The 15,883-nt window shown below is 46.2% G+C and carries 17 protein-coding genes; 10 read left to right on the top strand and 7 right to left on the bottom strand.

The window, feature by feature from the left end:
* Positions 1-140 precede the first annotated feature (140 nt).
* Positions 141-689, bottom strand: coding sequence for an ACT domain-containing protein (locus HGT73_RS09705; protein ID WP_214214234.1), 549 nt, complete (start codon positions 687-689; stop codon positions 141-143).
* Positions 690-831: 142 nt separating this feature from the next.
* Between HGT73_RS09705 and dapA the strand changes: the two genes are divergently transcribed.
* The 6 genes from dapA (at position 832) to ypfH (ending at position 7,327) form a co-directional block, all read left to right on the top strand.
* Positions 832-1,710, top strand: coding sequence for a 4-hydroxy-tetrahydrodipicolinate synthase (dapA, locus tag HGT73_RS09710; protein ID WP_214214426.1), 879 nt, complete (start codon positions 832-834; stop codon positions 1,708-1,710).
* 14 nt (positions 1,711-1,724) lie between these two features.
* A complete protein-coding gene (bamC, locus tag HGT73_RS09715) occupies positions 1,725-2,756 on the top strand; it encodes an outer membrane protein assembly factor BamC (RefSeq protein WP_214214236.1) in 1,032 nt (343 codons plus the stop codon).
* A gap of 141 nt (positions 2,757-2,897) precedes the next feature.
* Positions 2,898-3,611, top strand: a complete 714-nt coding sequence (gene purC / locus HGT73_RS09720) for a phosphoribosylaminoimidazolesuccinocarboxamide synthase (RefSeq protein WP_214214238.1) — start codon at positions 2,898-2,900, stop codon at positions 3,609-3,611.
* Positions 3,612-3,753: 142 nt separating this feature from the next.
* Positions 3,754-4,623, top strand: a complete 870-nt coding sequence (ypfJ, locus tag HGT73_RS09725) for a KPN_02809 family neutral zinc metallopeptidase (protein ID WP_214214240.1) — start codon at positions 3,754-3,756, stop codon at positions 4,621-4,623.
* A gap of 5 nt (positions 4,624-4,628) precedes the next feature.
* On the top strand, positions 4,629-6,608 hold the full coding sequence (locus tag HGT73_RS09730) for a tRNA(Met) cytidine acetyltransferase TmcA (RefSeq protein ID WP_214214251.1): 1,980 nt from the start codon (positions 4,629-4,631) through the stop codon (positions 6,606-6,608).
* A gap of 14 nt (positions 6,609-6,622) precedes the next feature.
* The gene (gene ypfH, locus HGT73_RS09735) at positions 6,623-7,327 is read left to right on the top strand and encodes an esterase (RefSeq protein ID WP_214214253.1); all 705 of its coding nucleotides are present in this window, start codon (positions 6,623-6,625) and stop codon (positions 7,325-7,327) included.
* Positions 7,328-7,369: 42 nt separating this feature from the next.
* On the opposite strand, the gene HGT73_RS09740 is transcribed toward ypfH, so the two are convergent.
* The 3 genes from HGT73_RS09740 to HGT73_RS09750 are packed head-to-tail and all read right to left on the bottom strand — an operon-like array spanning position 7,370 to position 9,081.
* Complete coding sequence (locus tag HGT73_RS09740) at positions 7,370-7,561, bottom strand: YpfN family protein (RefSeq protein WP_214214255.1); 192 nt, start codon at positions 7,559-7,561, stop codon at positions 7,370-7,372.
* Positions 7,562-7,571: 10 nt separating this feature from the next.
* Positions 7,572-8,699 (bottom strand): succinyl-diaminopimelate desuccinylase, encoded by a 1,128-nt coding sequence (gene dapE / locus HGT73_RS09745; RefSeq protein WP_214214257.1) that lies wholly within the window; start codon positions 8,697-8,699, stop codon positions 7,572-7,574.
* A gap of 1 nt (position 8,700) precedes the next feature.
* A complete protein-coding gene (locus tag HGT73_RS09750; RefSeq protein ID WP_214214258.1) occupies positions 8,701-9,081 on the bottom strand; it encodes an ArsC family reductase in 381 nt (126 codons plus the stop codon).
* Between the two features lie 375 nt (positions 9,082-9,456).
* Between HGT73_RS09750 and ansP the strand changes: the two genes are divergently transcribed.
* Entirely contained in the window at positions 9,457-10,929 is a 1,473-nt protein-coding gene (gene ansP / locus HGT73_RS09755; protein WP_214214260.1) for an L-asparagine permease, read from the top strand.
* Positions 10,930-10,999: 70 nt separating this feature from the next.
* Here ansP and ampH read toward each other — a convergent pair whose 3' ends face one another.
* The 3 genes from ampH to amiA form a co-directional block, all read right to left on the bottom strand.
* Complete coding sequence (gene ampH / locus HGT73_RS09760) at positions 11,000-12,151, bottom strand: D-alanyl-D-alanine-carboxypeptidase/endopeptidase AmpH (protein WP_214214262.1); 1,152 nt, start codon at positions 12,149-12,151, stop codon at positions 11,000-11,002.
* 135 nt (positions 12,152-12,286) lie between these two features.
* Positions 12,287-13,192, bottom strand: a complete 906-nt coding sequence (gene hemF / locus HGT73_RS09765) for an oxygen-dependent coproporphyrinogen oxidase (RefSeq protein ID WP_214214264.1) — start codon at positions 13,190-13,192, stop codon at positions 12,287-12,289.
* Positions 13,193-13,227: 35 nt separating this feature from the next.
* Positions 13,228-14,091, bottom strand: a complete 864-nt coding sequence (amiA, locus tag HGT73_RS09770; RefSeq protein WP_214214267.1) for an N-acetylmuramoyl-L-alanine amidase AmiA — start codon at positions 14,089-14,091, stop codon at positions 13,228-13,230.
* Positions 14,092-14,263: 172 nt separating this feature from the next.
* Here amiA and HGT73_RS09775 point away from each other — a divergent pair, with 172 nt between their 5' ends.
* From HGT73_RS09775 to HGT73_RS09785, 3 genes are all read left to right on the top strand, one after another.
* Positions 14,264-14,689 (top strand): GNAT family acetyltransferase, encoded by a 426-nt coding sequence (locus tag HGT73_RS09775; protein WP_214214270.1) that lies wholly within the window; start codon positions 14,264-14,266, stop codon positions 14,687-14,689.
* A gap of 12 nt (positions 14,690-14,701) precedes the next feature.
* Positions 14,702-15,127 carry a DUF2919 family protein gene (locus HGT73_RS09780; protein WP_214214272.1) on the top strand — a complete coding sequence of 142 codons (426 nt, stop codon included), beginning with the start codon at positions 14,702-14,704 and terminating at the stop codon, positions 15,125-15,127.
* Positions 15,128-15,202: 75 nt separating this feature from the next.
* Positions 15,203-15,817: an RpoE-regulated lipoprotein gene (locus HGT73_RS09785; RefSeq protein WP_214214274.1), complete on the top strand. Its 615-nt coding sequence runs from the start codon at positions 15,203-15,205 to the stop codon at positions 15,815-15,817.
* Positions 15,818-15,883: the final 66 nt, after the last annotated feature.

The following is a 15,883-nucleotide window of genomic DNA, read 5'->3' on the forward strand; positions in this document are numbered from 1 at the left end:
ATTTGCTTACAGATGACGTGAGTCATCGGTTATCTATCTCCACGTAGATTAAGGCGGAAGATAGGTTTTTCAATTGTTAGGATAGAGGGTAATTTTATCTGCTTTCAAGTTAATTATGTGTCTCTTGTAAGAAAGTCTTTTTATAAACGTTCAGTTTCTTGGCGACCATCGGTATGTAGAACGCCTTTAGCCGATAATTCATAACAAAGCTGTTGAAAATTCTTCTCTAAATCGACGACTGCACGCGAAGAACTTCCATAAGCGTGGATTCGGATAGAGAGCATGGCCGGTGTCCCAGGATGCGCGCGTGTCATTAATTCTGCGATATGCATTTGATGGTGGGTCAGTAGCGCGGTAAAGCGTTCAATGATGCGCGGGGAGTCGGGCACTTCGACACTTAATGAGAAACCCTCGTGACGAACAGGTGTACAGCCAGTCGGCGTGCGCTTCATCACGATCAATAGTTCGAGTTCAGCCCCTTTAATCGGCAGCGTCGATTCAATCATATTAATCGCATTAGCGGAGCCCGAAAGCAACATCACGAAGGTAAACTCTCCGCCGAGTAATGCCAGTCGACTGTCTTCGATATTACATCCGCATTGACTAACATGTCGGGTAATAGTGTTAACGATTCCAGCACGGTCGCTGCCTAGCGCCGTGATAACTAAATGCACAGGTGAAGATGACAATGTGATATTTCCCAGTGTTTTACTAATTATCTTAAGGTAAACATAAAAAAAACTGCTGACAAGCGGTTGAGTGCATTCACCATCTTGCTTTTAGTGTGATGGACACCTTACCATGAAGACCTTGGGAAATGAGGGGATAGCTATGTTTACCGGAAGTATTGTTGCACTCGTCACACCGATGGACGAAAAAGGGCAAGTTTGTGAAAGTAGCCTAAAAAAATTAATTGATTACCACATTGATAGTGGAACGTCTGCAATCGTTTCTATGGGCACCACAGGTGAATCTGCAACTCTCACCCACGACGAACATATTAATGTCGTTCTGCGAACCGTCGAATTGGCAGCTGGACGCATCCCAGTGATAGCCGGTACCGGTACCAATGCGACCGCTGAGGGCATTGCGCTGACACAGCGCCTAGAAAATAGTGGTGTTGTTGGCTGTTTGACCGTTGTGCCTTATTATAATCGCCCGACACAGGAAGGAATTTTCCAGCATTTTAAAGCGATTGCTGAGAGTACCGATTTGCCGCAATTACTTTATAATGTGCCCGGACGCACGGGTTGTGATATGTTGCCTGAAACCGTTGCGCGCCTTTCCGAAATAAAAAATATTATCGGAATTAAAGAGGCGACCGGGAACTTATTCCGCGTTAGTCAGATCCAAGCGTTGACCAAAGAAGATTTTATTTTACTTAGTGGTGATGATGAAACAGCGTTAGACTTTATGCAGTTGGGTGGGCAGGGCGTTATTTCAGTAACCTCGAATGTGGCCGCTCGCGAGATGGCACAAGTCTGTGCCCTGGCGGCCGCGGGAAATTTTACTGAGGCACGTGTGCTAAACCAACGACTCATGGCGCTTCATCAGCACTTATTTTATGAACCAAATCCTATCCCAGTGAAATGGGTGGCTAAACAGCTGGGATTGATCGCAAATGACACCTTGCGTCTGCCAATGACACCTTTATCGGTAACATCTGAACCGATACTGTTGCAGGCAATTCGTGATGCAGGACTGCGATAAGTTAGGGAGATTTAATGGCTTACTCAGTTAAAAATTCGGCGGTAGTTAAGGTTGCGGGGCTCTCCGTAGCAATGCTATTAGCGGGTTGTTCGCATGACCAACACTACAAGCGTGAAGTGAATGGTAATGAAGAGTATCTCGATGCACCAGCACTGAGCCAGTTGAACGTGCCGCAAGGGATGATTCTACCGCTGGAGTCTGGAAACTATGTCGTGCCACAAGGGCGCAGCCAAGGCGCAGTCGGTAAGCAATTAGATATTCGCCCACCTATGCAGGCATTATCCTTGCTTAATGGCAGCCGTGCTCAGTTCCAAGGAACAACCGGGACGCTACAGATCGCCAATACCGGTTCTTCTTTGTGGGGACAAACTATCGCAGCCCTACGTGCGAATAATTTTGCCATTGCCCAACAAGATGATGCAGGCCAGCAGTTAACCACTGATTGGATTTCATGGAATCGTCCAGACGAAGACCATCAGTATCGCGGTCGTTATCAGGTCTCTGTGGTGACACAGGGGTATGAGCAGACATTAATGGTTAAACCTCTAGCCTTAGAGCAAAAAGGTCAAGCGGTCACTAGCCCTTCAGAAATTCAGCGTTACACCGCCCAATTACTGAATGTTATTTCTGCCCAGATCAATACTGTTGAAACTAATCGTCAAAATGCGGCAGCAGCAAGCCGTACTGGAATGATTGATGTACAGAGTGGTGCAGACGATACAGGACTGGCGAACTTAATTATTCGTGCGCCATTCGATGTGACTTGGCAGCGTCTTCCTAAGGCATTACCGCTGGCAGGGATGACTATTTCGGATAGCAATCGCGCGGATGGTAGTTTACAAGTGAGCTATAGTGACCTAAGTAGTAGTCAATGGGCTGCATTAGGTGCGACGGATCCTCAATTGGTTGAAGGTAAATACAAGTTACAAGTCGGTGATTTAGGTAACCGTAGTAGCTTGCAGTTTATTGATCCGAAAGGCCATATTCTTACGCAGTCACAAAATGACGCGCTGGTGGCCGTGCTGCAAGCAGCGCTCAATAAATAAATGGTATTTAGGCCGGAAATTTCCGGCCTTTTTTATTTTATTTTGGCATAATAGCGCGCAAGTAGGTAAACGATTGCGTAGTTGAAAATCGGCTACTACGCAGATAAATGATTAGAGTCGATGATAAGTGGAGTTAACAAGATGCAAAAGCAAGCTGAGCTGTATCGCGGTAAGGCAAAAACAGTTTATAGCACCGATAATCCGGATCTGCTAATTCTGGAATTCCGCAACGATACATCAGCCGGAGACGGGGCGCGTATAGAGCAATTCGACCGTAAAGGAATGGTGAATAACAAGTTCAACTATTTCATTATGGAAAAACTGGCACAAGCTGGCATCCCCACGCAGATGGAAGCGCTATTATCAGAGACTGAAGCTCTCGTTAAAAAACTCGATATGGTTCCTGTAGAGTGTGTCGTTCGTAATCGTGCCGCGGGTTCGTTAGTGAAACGTCTTGGCGTTGAAGAAGGGATAGTGTTAAACCCTCCGCTCTTTGATCTTTTTTTGAAAGATGACGCGCATCACGACCCAATGATTAATGAATCTTATTGCGAGACTTTTGGTTGGGTCAGTGGTGAGAATCTTGCACGTATGCGGGAATTAACGCTTAAAGCTAACCAAGTATTAACTGAGCTATTCGATGCTGCCGGTCTTATCCTCGTTGATTTCAAACTCGAGTTTGGACTGTTTAACGGCGAAGTGGTACTTGGCGATGAATTTTCTCCCGACGGCGCACGGCTGTGGGATAAAGAAACATTAGATAAAATGGATAAAGACCGTTTTCGCCAAAGTTTAGGCGGTGTTGTTGAAGCCTATGAAATGGTCGCTCATCGATTAGGTGTCAAGTTAGACTAATCTTTAAAGCACTCGCTCAGCGTAGCGAGTGCTTCTTCTTTATCTCCTTCCTACTACAGCAACTTTAGTTTTTCTACTGGTTATCCACGCGCTCAGCTATTACTATTTATGTCATACGATAATAGAAATGGAGAGAAAGGCTATGCGTTGGCAAGGACGTAGAGAAAGTGACAATATTGAAGACCGTCGTGATGACCGTTCAGCGCCTAGCGGTGGTGGCTCTGGCTTTCGTATTCCAGCAGGTAAAGGCGGTATTGTTCTGCTAATTGTCGTCGTGGTTGCCGGGTATTATGGCTATGATTTAACGCCATTGCTCGGCGGAAATGGCCAACATTCCTCAGTGACACAATCCCATTCTTCTTCTTCGCAGACTAGTGATGATGCTCAAGCGGCTAAATTTACTTCCGTCATATTGGCATCTACTGAAGATACTTGGGGCGAAATCTTTCAAAAAATGGGTAAGCAGTACCAAGCACCAAAATTAGTGTTATACCGCAATGCTACCCGCACCGGCTGTGGTACTGGACAGTCAGTCATGGGGCCTTTTTACTGCCCAGCGGATAAAACGATTTATCTCGATCTCTCTTTCTATGATGAGATGAAAAATAAATTAGGGGCAGGGGGGGATTTTGCACAAGGGTATGTGATCGCACATGAGGTTGGACATCATGTACAAAACTTACTCGGAATAGAAAGTAAAGTTCGTCAGCAAATGCAGCAGGGATCGCAAACGCAGGCAAACCAGTTATCGGTAAAATTAGAGCTACAAGCGGATTGTTTTGCCGGAGTCTGGGGGCATTATATGCAGCAAAAACAGGTTCTTGATACCGGTGACCTACAAGAAGCGTTAAATGCTGCGCAAGCGATTGGTGACGATAAACTCCAGCAGCAGAGCCAAGGGCGGGTTGTTCCCGATAGCTTTACTCATGGAACGTCTCAGCAACGCTACAATTGGTTTAAACGCGGCTTTGACAGTGGCGAACCAAGTCAATGTAATACCTTTGCGGGATAATTGTCGTGCAGCCAGCGTTTATCGTTGAGCAAATGCGTCGCAGTGGAGTGCGACGTATTTGCGTAATCAGTGGTTCAGCGGTATTTCGTGCTAAAGCGACCGCTGAATGGCAGGCTGATTATCCGGGGGATTGGCGACGTATTAGTACAGTAGCAACCGGACATCCAAAAGAAATCGTGGCTCAGGCTGCCCGTCAGTTTTTGGGACAAGAAGGATTACATGCTATCTACGATGCGTCGCGAGGTATGCATCTCGAAGTCTTTGCGGCGCTAGCCGGTACCTTAGTGGCAGGCAGCTGGTTATTGCTGCTACTGCCAAGTGATACCGATAAAGACGTAGTGGTCGATGAGGATAGTCAACGTTGGGCTGATTGCGAGCAGCCTATCACGACGCCAGTTTTTAATCGTCATCTTTGGCGCCAACTCACACAGTCTGCCGATCACCTAATCTGGCGAGAAGGATCGATAAAGCCTGATCAACGTCTACTGAATACGCGCGTATGGCAACCACAGGGTAATACCCAACAACAGGCAATTATCGATGAATTAGTGTCGGCAACGGCAGGCAATTTCATTGTCACCGCCCCGCGTGGGCGTGGGAAATCGGCATTAGGGGGAATGTTAGCAGCCAGACAAGCACCGTGTTTGATTACTGGTCCAGCCAAGCTCTCGACGGCAGTCATGGCTGAATTTGCCAAAGAACATTACCATTTTATGGCTCCTGATGCGATTTTAGCCGAAAATACAACGACGTCATGGCGCTGGCTAATTATTGATGAGGCAGCGTCATTACCGAGCGCACAGTTACAGGCACTAGTTTCCCGTTTCCCTCGCTGTTTATTGCTGACGACCACAGAGGGCTATGAAGGGACCGGGCAGGGATTTTTATTAAAGTTTAGTGCGTCGATCGCGGTTAACCATCATTACCGACTCCATAACCCGCATCGTTATCAAGCTGATGATCCACTCGAAACCTTTGTTGAACGTTTGTTAGTGCTGCATAATCCACAGCCATTACCCTCTCTTTTACCTCAAAAAAAGCGATTAACACTCCGGGCTTATCATCCTTCGGATTGGGATTTTCATGTTCAGTTAGCCGCAAGCACTTTTCATCTTTTACAATCTGCACATTATCGTACTACGCCATTAGATTTACGGCGAATGATGGATGCTCCGCAAAGTGGCTATTGGCAGCTCGTTGCCGATGAGCAATGCTATGGGGTAGTAGGGTGGATAGACGAGGGGGGGCAGAGTGCAGAACTGTCACAAGCCGTCTGGCGTGGAGAACGAAGACCCCGTGGTAATTTGATTGCACAATCCTTAGCCGCGCACAGTCGTTTCCCACAAGCAATGCAGTTAGCCAGCCGACGGATCAGTCGTATTGCTATTAACCAATCATTACGTCGAGAGGGTTGTGGACGTCGCTTAGTAGAGGCCGTATTTTCGCAGTCACAAGACAAAGATTTTATCTCGGTCAGCTTTGGCTTCACCCCTGAATTATGGCAATTTTGGCAACATTGTGGTTTTCAATTAGTCAGAATAGGGGGAATGCGAGAAGCCAGTAGTGGTTGCTACGCGGCAATGGCGCTCTTTCCGATTTCGGCTGCGGGACAGCAATTGTGTACACAGGCAGTCGCCCATTTTCAACGCGATTGGCCGATTCAACAATCACGCTTTTGCCCCGAAATAGAGTTACCCATCACCGCACGACTTGATCATCCATTTTCGGTTGCAGACCATCATGAGCTAGTAGGTTTTGCCCATGCTCATCGTCCATTAAGTGTTAGTTTTCCGTCCCTTGTTCGGGCATTGCACGCGTATCCTCAATTAGCGCGTTGGTCACATTTACATCATTGTTTAGTGTCGACGCAGCGACCTGAAGGTTGGAGTCATAAACAGTGGTTAGCACAATTACGCCGTGAAACGGCAGAGTTTCTCATGATTTTATCCGAGGTTTCGGCAAACGAGACTGAGGGTTTATTGTAAGTAAGAGGGGATATATGGCACATATTGATTATGTAATGGTTCAGCAGGGTAGTGGGCCACAGCCACAGCTATTTATACTATTTCATCGTAATGGGGATGACCCTCGTTCAATGGCAGAAATTGGTCAGTGGTTTGGAAAAGCCTTTCCGACCGCTTTTGTGATTTCGGTGGGAGCACCAATCCCGTTGGTCCAAGGGGGAAGTGCATGGTTTATTGAAGAAGATGCGCCGGCTTCCACCACGGTGATGCAACAAAAAATTGACCAGATTATGCCTCTTTTTATGCAAACAGTCCGCGAGTGCCAAAAACAGTGTGGGGTCTCGGCAGAAGCGACGGCATTAATTGGTTTTTCTGAAGGAAGCACGATGATTTTAGAAGCGCTAAAAAATAGTGAGCTGCTTGCTGGGCGCGCAATTATTTTCAGCGGTCGTTATAACAGTGCGCCGAATGCCGCGTCAATGCATACCACCATTCATTTGATTCACGGCGATGACGATGAGCATATCCCATTAATTCATGCGGTAAATGCCGAGCAGTGGCTAAAAGAAGCGGGGGGAGATGTAACGCTTGATATTATCGATGAGTTGCCGCATGCCATCGATGATCAAGGGATTGAGATTGCGTTAAAGCATTTAAGAGAGACCATTCCACAACGCTATTTCGATCAGATTTCACAGGGAGAAGCTCCCGATGACGATGATGTAATCCCAATGGTCTAAGGAAAGCGGACTGCGGGTACTTTCGCAGTCCATCACTGTGGCCTATTTTTTCTTGGGCCAATCGTCATCTTCGTCATCCCACTTATCATTAAAGTCACGATGAGGAGGAAGTTTAGGTTTGTTCTCTAAATATTTTTTTACATCAACGCGTTTTAAGTCTTTGTACACATTGACTAATAATCCAACCATAAAGAGGATGATTAGTATCCACCAGTGCTCTTTTACCCATTCCATGTACGACTCCTTAATTTAGCACTAATTGCATAATCCGTTGATACATTCGGCTCAAGGTTTGCAAGTCGGCTGCACTGACACATTCATTGATTTTGTGAATTGTTGCGTTAACAGGTCCAAGCTCAACCACTTGTGTACCCATTTTGGCAATAAAGCGTCCATCAGAGGTTCCCCCATTAGTGAGTAACTCTGGTTTAATTTCATTATAGTGCTGAACAGCATCGACTACCGCATCGACTAACGCACCTTTTGCAGTGAGAAAGGGTTGTCCGGAAAGATTCCATTCTAAGGTGTAGCGTAATTGATGGCGATCTAACAGCTGTGTCACGCTATGACGAATTTGTTGATCGGTCAATTCTGTGCTGAAGCGGAAGTTAAATTGAACAAATAATTCACCGGGAATAACATTGTTGCTACCGGTCCCCGCATGAACATTAGCGATTTGCATACTGGTTGGGGGGAAGAACTCATTTCCTTCATCCCATTGTGTTGCGGCAAGCTCTTGTAAAGCAGGTAGTGCGCGATGCACTGGGTTATCCGCTAAATGAGGATAAGCAACATGGCCTTGTACTCCATGAATCGTCAGGTTAGCCGTTATCGATCCGCGACGGCCATTTTTAACCACATCACCGACTCGTTCAGTACTCGACGGTTCACCGACTAAGCAATATTCAACGCGCTCTTGGCGTGCCATCAATTTCTCGACCACTTTAACGGTGCCGTTAATGCCACTGGCTTCTTCATCCGAGGTGATTAAGAACGCTAGCCGCCCTTGATGGTTGGGATGTTGTTCAACAAAACGTTCTGCGGCAACCACCATTGCGGCTAACGACCCTTTCATATCTGCAGCCCCGCGACCAAAAAGCATGCCATCGCGAATAGCCGGTTCAAAGGGAGGGTTAATCCATTGACGTTCATCGCCGACGGGGACTACATCTGTATGGCCAGCAAATGCTAGGGTTTGGCCTTGACCGCGGGTCGCCCAGAAGTTTTGGGTATCGCCAAAGTTCATAGGTTCTATATCAAAGCCAATCGCTTTAAGGCGTGCGATTAATAGGGCTTGGCAGCCTGCATCTTCAGGACTTAAGGAGGGGCAACGAATCAGTTGCTGTGCTAACTCAATGACAGGACAAAACATTTTAGTTGGCTCCTTGTAAAAAGGTGGACCAAGTCTCAGTATCGAAACCGACCAGCATCTTACCATCTGCACGGACTAACACCGGGCGTTTAATTACCGCCGGGTGCTTGAGCATAATGTTACGTGCGGCGAGCGGATCGGCCGTACTCTGTTTCTCTTCGTCGGTGAGATTACGCCAAGTGGTACCCCGAGTATTGAGTAATGCTTTGAGCCCAAGCCCTTCGATGAATTGCTCTAGGAGATGCGAATCTATCCCTTGCTGGCGAAAATCATGAAAGGTGACATCGATATGGTTGTCGGAGAGATACTTACGTGCTTTTCTTACTGTATCGCAGGTTTTGATACCGTAGAGGATAAGGGTAGGCGCGGTTTCTTGAGTCATGGGACAGTACTACCTAATTATAAAGTCAAAGGATCACAGTTAATTAAGGATAATGCCGCATTTAAGGTGCATTATCTACCTTTGTGAGGGATTGTCCGGGAATATCCAGAATGTCTCATTTTCGATAACAAAAACTGTGAATCATTTCATGATTTCATACAATCCTTTTTTTGAATGAAAAATGTTATTTATCAATAAATTGTCATTTTTTTAGAGAAAAAACGAAAACGTTATCCTAGATTAATTCTTTACAGGGGTTTACGAATTTAGCGACTTACAGGTAGGATTCACCACCCTCTGGTCAAATTTGCCGATTTTTACCTGTGCTGAGGCGGTAGAGGGGATTTGCTGTAGAAGTGGACAAACAGGAAACCTATGAAAAATACAAAAAAAACAGCGGCTGATTTACAACACGCCAGACGTAAATGGTTAAACTCCCATGACTCCGGATATCGTAAGGAAATGGGAAACCGCCAAGTTCAAATGATTGCTATCGGCGGAGCAATTGGTACCGGGCTTTTTCTCGGCGCAGGGGCACGTTTACAACTCGCGGGTCCAGCCCTAGCATTAGTCTATCTAGTCTGTGGTATTTTCTCGTTTTTTATCTTACGAGCACTCGGGGAGCTAGTGTTACATCGCCCTTCGAGCGGGAGCTTTGTCTCCTACGCCCGTGAGTTTATGGGTGAGAAAGCCTCTTATGTTGCCGGTTGGATGTACTTTGTCAACTGGGCGATGACCGGGATTGTAGATATTACAGCCGTTGCGCTGTATATGCATTACTGGGGCGCCTTTGGTGACATCCCACAGTGGGTCATTGCCTTAGGGGCATTAGCCATTGTCGGTACCATGAATATGGTCGGCGTTAAATGGTTCGCGGAAATGGAGTTTTGGTTTTCGTTGATCAAAGTTCTGGCTATCGTGATTTTCTTAGTTGTTGGCGTTATTTTCCTCGGTAGTGGAAAACCACTTGATGGAAACACGACGGGCTTCCACCTGATTTCTGATAACGGCGGGTTCTTCCCTCATGGGATTATGGCTGCGTTCGTGTTAGTACAGGGCGTTGTGTTTGCGTTTGCGTCTATTGAGCTGGTAGGGACCGCGGCTGGGGAATGTAAAAATCCTAAAATCATGGTACCGAAAGCGATTAACAGCGTGATCTGGCGTATTGGTTTATTTTACGTGGGCTCCGTTGTACTGCTAGTGCTTTTACTACCATGGAATGCTTATCAAGCAGGACAAAGTCCTTTTGTGACATTCTTTAGTAAACTGGGTGTTCCTTACGTGGGCAGTGTGATGAATATCGTCGTATTGACGGCTGCATTATCGAGCCTCAACTCAGGACTTTATTCAACAGGACGTATTTTACGTTCAATGTCTATGGGAGGGTCAGCGCCTCGTTTTATGTCTAAAATGAGTAGCCAACATGTCCCTTATGCGGGAATCTTAGCCACGATTGTTATCTATATCTTTGGTGTGGTACTGAACTACTATGTTCCAAGCCAAGTATTTGAAATCGTACTGAATTTCGCATCTTTGGGTATTATTAGTTCGTGGGCCTTTATTGTGTTGTGCCAATTACGTTTGCGTAAAGCGATTCGTGAAGGTAAAGCGGAAGATATTTCCTTCAAGCTACCCGGCGCACCGTTTACCTCATGGCTGACCCTTTTGTTCTTAGTCAGTGTGCTGGTTCTTATGGCTTTTGACTATCCAAATGGAACCTACACTATTGCCTCAATTCCATTGATCGCGATTTTGTTAGTCATTGGCTGGTTTGGCGTGCGTAAACGTGTTCACGAAGTTTCGTTACGTGAACAACAACATATGTCTCAACATCACGAAGAGTCATAATCTAAGGCTGAGATAGCTGGATGTGATAGTGAGTAAACGGTGTAGCCAATGGCTACACCGTTTTTTTTGATTAACGATTATTTGCTAATGCACTGACCAATTGGTTGGCACCTTCACTCATAGGGGTAAAGTGACTGCCTGGTGCACGGGCGACAACAACGAATACCCCTACATTGCTGCGAGGATCCATCACAATATAGGTCATAAATCCTCCCCCTCCACCGGTTTTTTCCACCAATGCGGGTTGGTTCCCAACGGCATCCATATGCACCCATCCTAGTCCTAGACCACTGGCAGGGCCTGCTACGTCCATACCATTCATTCTAACAAGCTGGCTACGTGGGTAGATCACACGTTGTAACGTGTTTGCGAGAGGCGATCGTGGTCTGAGTGAGCTTGATAAGAACTGCTGCATCCAACGCTCCATATCATCGGGCGTTGAATAAAGTCCACCACTGCCAATCGCCGCGAGTGTATTACCACAAGGGCTCGCATGGTCGCGTGGCACAATGAGACGACGGCACTGATCTGGTGAAGGAGTGAAGGTCGTATCTTTCATTCCCAAAGGACGGGTTATTAATGACTGCACTAATTGTGGATAAGGCTTACCCGTTGCTTGGGAAAGCGCATCCGCCAAATAGTCGAAGCCTAAATTTGAATAAGAGGCGACGGTACCGGGAATCGATTTGAGTTTTGCATGTTGTAGCCACTGCCAACGCACTCCTTTTTCTGGCCAGATAAAGACTGGCCGGTTGGCCCGTCCTCCGGGCATTTCACGTGGAAGGCCTGCGGTATGGGTAGCAAGATTTTGTAACTTAATCGTGTAGCCGTGTAAGGGCGGTACTTCCATTCCCCGTGGGGTATATTTACTCAGTGGATCAGAGAGTCTCACTACCCCTTGCTGGTCCAGTTTAACCAGTGTTTCACTGGTAAAGAGTTTGGTAATAGACGCTAAACGAAAAAGGCTCTCTTTGTTGGGGCGAACACCACTGCCGGGGCGTGTTTCACCTGCACTAGTAAAGTAGTGTTGGTTACCATCAATAACAATCATCGCCATCCCAGCTGCTGCGGTCTGGCGGTAAATTTGTTGTGCATAACGTTGTACGATATCGGCACTCACTTGCGGAGCAACTCTCGGGGTAGCAAAGCTGGTACTGGTCGCCATCAGGGAGAGCGTCGCAAAAAGGGATAATGTCAGTTTTTTCAAGAGAGAGAGATCCATACACAGTAGGCAATAAGAGAATTCAGCATGATAGCTGTTTTACTCAGGGCCCATCGAGAAAACTATTAATAATTATGTTTCTTTTTATGAGTGATAGATTGGACTATCTCGACGGATTACGTCGAGATATCAATATTATAACCACTCACGAACGGTCAGAAACTGTTCGGTCAGCGCTGCTTCAGGGCTCTCTTTTTCGGTTTGATAATCATACTCGAACCGCACAAGAGGGGGCATCGACATCAGAATTGACTCCGTCCGTCCACCACTCTGAATCCCGAATAAGGTTCCACGATCCCATAACAAATTAAATTCGACATACCGTCCTCGACGATAAAGCTGGAATTGGCGTTCTCGTTCACCGAATTTATATGCTTTGCGGCGTTCAACGATCGGTAGATAAGCATCTAAGAAGCCAAGCCCTACGGCTTGTGTAAACTGAAAGCAATGCTCAAAATTGGGCGCATTAAGATCGTCAAAAAATAACCCGCCAATTCCTCGTTGTTCATTGCGATGGCGTAGATAAAAGTATTCATCACACCACTTTTTATAACGAGGGTAGACGTCATCGCCGAATGGCTGGCAGAGTGCTTGCGCTGTTTGATGCCAATGCTTGGCATCTTCTTCAAATCCATAAAAAGGCGTTAAGTCAAAGCCTCCACCAAACCACCAAACGGGATCGGCGCCTGGTTTTTCGGCAATAAAAAAACGGACATTGGCATGACTGGTTGGAACATAAGGATTGTTAGGATGAATAACTAAAGAGACACCCATGGCTTGGAAACTACGCCCTGCAAGTTCTGGTCGATGAGCGGTTGCTGAAGCGGGCATTTCGCTACCATAGACATGAGAAAAGTTAACTCCAGCTTGCTCAAAAATATTACCTTGAGTCAGTACACGAGTTCGTCCCCCCCCACCAGCTTCGCGAGTCCAATTATCTTCGAGAAAAGTCGCTTGGCCATCGATAGCGGCGAGTTGTTGACAAATAGTCTCTTGCAATGACAAAAGAAAGTGTTTGACTTGTTCGATTTGTGTACTCATATTTTTTATACAACCTTTAGTGAACCTAAGGTGAATCAACTAACTCGTCGATTACGGCGTTGCTGTTCATTATAAAAGTTCACGATACCATCAGAAATAGCGCCAGCGATTTTTCTACGAAATGCAGCGGTGCCGAGAAGTTTTTCTTCACTTGGATTAGTAATAAACGATGTTTCCACTAACACAGATGGGATAGACGGCGACTTTAACACAGCAAACGCGGCTTGTTCGGTATGCTGACTGTGTAAATGGTGCACGGGACGAATAGTATCGAGCACATGCTTACCTAATGTCAGGCTATTTTTGATGGTATCGGTTTGTACTAAATCGAATAAAATTTGTTGAAGATATTGATCTTTTTGCTGCACTTTAACGCCACCGACGGCATCGGCTGCATTTTCCCGATCAGAGAGATAGCGAGCCATTGCACTGCTGGCCCCCCGATTTGAGAGCGCAAATACTGAAGCCCCCCGGGCACTGGGATCGGTATACCCATCCGCATGAATGGACATAAACAGTGACGCGCCATGTTGTGCCGCAATTTCTACACGCTGGTATAGAGGGATAAAGTGGTCACTATCGCGGGTTAAACGCGCATCGATATGCGGATGGTTACTTAACAGTTGGCGAACATTATTGGCAATTTCTAGCACAACGTGCTTTTCCATTGATCCTTCTTCGCCGACAGCGCCTGAGTCTATTCCCCCATGACCTGGGTCGAGCATAACGATAAACTTACCAGAGTGATTTTTTTTGGCTGGCGAATGGCGCTGATTAGATACCGAAATCCGCGACTCTTCTGCCAAGACTGCACGGGGAGAAAGCACCGCCAGTGCAAGGCCAGAAAAAAGTAATTGGCGGCGATTAACTAATTGTTTCAGTGAGGCCAATTTTTTCATTAGATTCAGATCCGTGAAGAGTTAATGAGAATTACTATTGATAATAAGGTTATATAATAACATTAGTGATATTGCTAACATTGAAATATTTCAGCCTTTTACGGAGTATTGCCTTTTCTAACACTTGCACTCGCACGCATAATAGATGGTTTTCATAAAGGGGAGGTGAATAATGGAAATTCGTGTTTTTGAACAACAAGATATCGACGAGGTGATTACCCTTTGGGAGCGTTGTGACCTCTTACGACCTTGGAATGATCCCGAACTCGATATTGAACGTAAATTACAGCATGATGCAGATCTTTTCCTTGTTGTCGTTCTTTCTGGACAAATAGTCGGCACCGTCATGGGCGGATATGATGGCCACCGAGGTTCAGCCTATTACTTGGCCGTTCACCCAGATTATCAAGGTCGAGGCTTTGCTAATGCGTTGATGAATCGCTTGGAAAAAAAATTGATTGCGCGCGGTTGCCCAAAAATCAATCTACAAATTCGTGATGACAGTGATCTGGTGCTGGGATTTTATGAAAAATTAGAATACGAAATTAACGAAGTGACGAGTGTAGGAAAACGTTTGATTGAAGATCGTGAATACTAGAGATGCCTCATCATGACTGATCTTCACGACGATGACGGGCGATATGCTCTGCCGTTTTTCTTGTGGGCAATATTATTGTTTCAAGCACGCGCATGGTTATTATTGGTAATGGCAGGTGTCTCACAACAACAAGGTGAGGAACTACTCCGCTTATTTGTCCCTGAGAGTACAACCTTATATTGGGGGCTAGGCCTGGGGCTGCCGGCCTTAATCTGCCTACTGTTAAGCGGTTATCGTCATCGTTACCCTCGATGTTGGCGAGCCAGTCGTTACTGTGTGCTTCTTAGTGGTGCATTGATCTGCCTGTGGCAATTAAGTCAATGGAATCGTTCTGCCTTAGAAGCATCGCCCGTATTACTGCTACTGACCGTGTTTGATATAGTCACTGAGTTAATGTTACTAACGAATTCTCGTCTACGGCATTGCTTCAATCAATAAATACGGTGCCAAACTAAACTTTTCGAGTGAAGATCACTCCTAGTAGCACTGATCCGAAATCCAAGAGGAATTGAAATGAAAGCGTTACCCTGTGCACTGCTCGCCAGTGTGGTATTGCTCAACGGCTGTGCCAGTTCAGGCCATCAGGCTGATACATCGAGCAATGCTGTACGCTGGTGGAATCCACTGAGTTATTCATGGTCATCGGCCCTTCCTTGGAATTGGTTTGGTTCTTCTGTTGCCATCAGTGAAAAGGGGGTCGGTAACATCACTGGCTTAACCGCATTTAACGCTGAGACAATCAGTCAAGGCATTGGCAGTGATTATCAGATACGTCAAGGAATGGGAACACGTAACGGACAGATTGAAAGTTACATTCAGGCGATGAAAGATCAAAAGGTCGCCATGACGTTCTATGGTGATACAACCGTCAGCAAAATTGATGTAACCGATACAAGCGTTCATACGCCAAACGGAATTGCCTTCGGTGCCCCATTCTCCGCGTTATTTCAAAAGGCCTATGGGCATTGTCAACCGGGACGAGATAGTCAACATGTGCAGTGCCAAGTGCCCAATAGCCAACATTTAGACGTCATCTATCATGGCGAATTTAATGGCCCTTCAGGCATTATGCCGGCCGATGACACGTTGAAACAGTGGACCCTGTCAGAAGTTGTGTGGCACGCCTAAGCGCGTTATATATTTTTTAGCAATTACACAGCAGTAATCGGTATATAAAACCATTACTGCTTTCCT

The organism is Rosenbergiella australiborealis, assembly GCF_018494035.1.
Classification (GTDB): domain Bacteria; phylum Pseudomonadota; class Gammaproteobacteria; order Enterobacterales; family Enterobacteriaceae; genus Rosenbergiella; species Rosenbergiella australiborealis.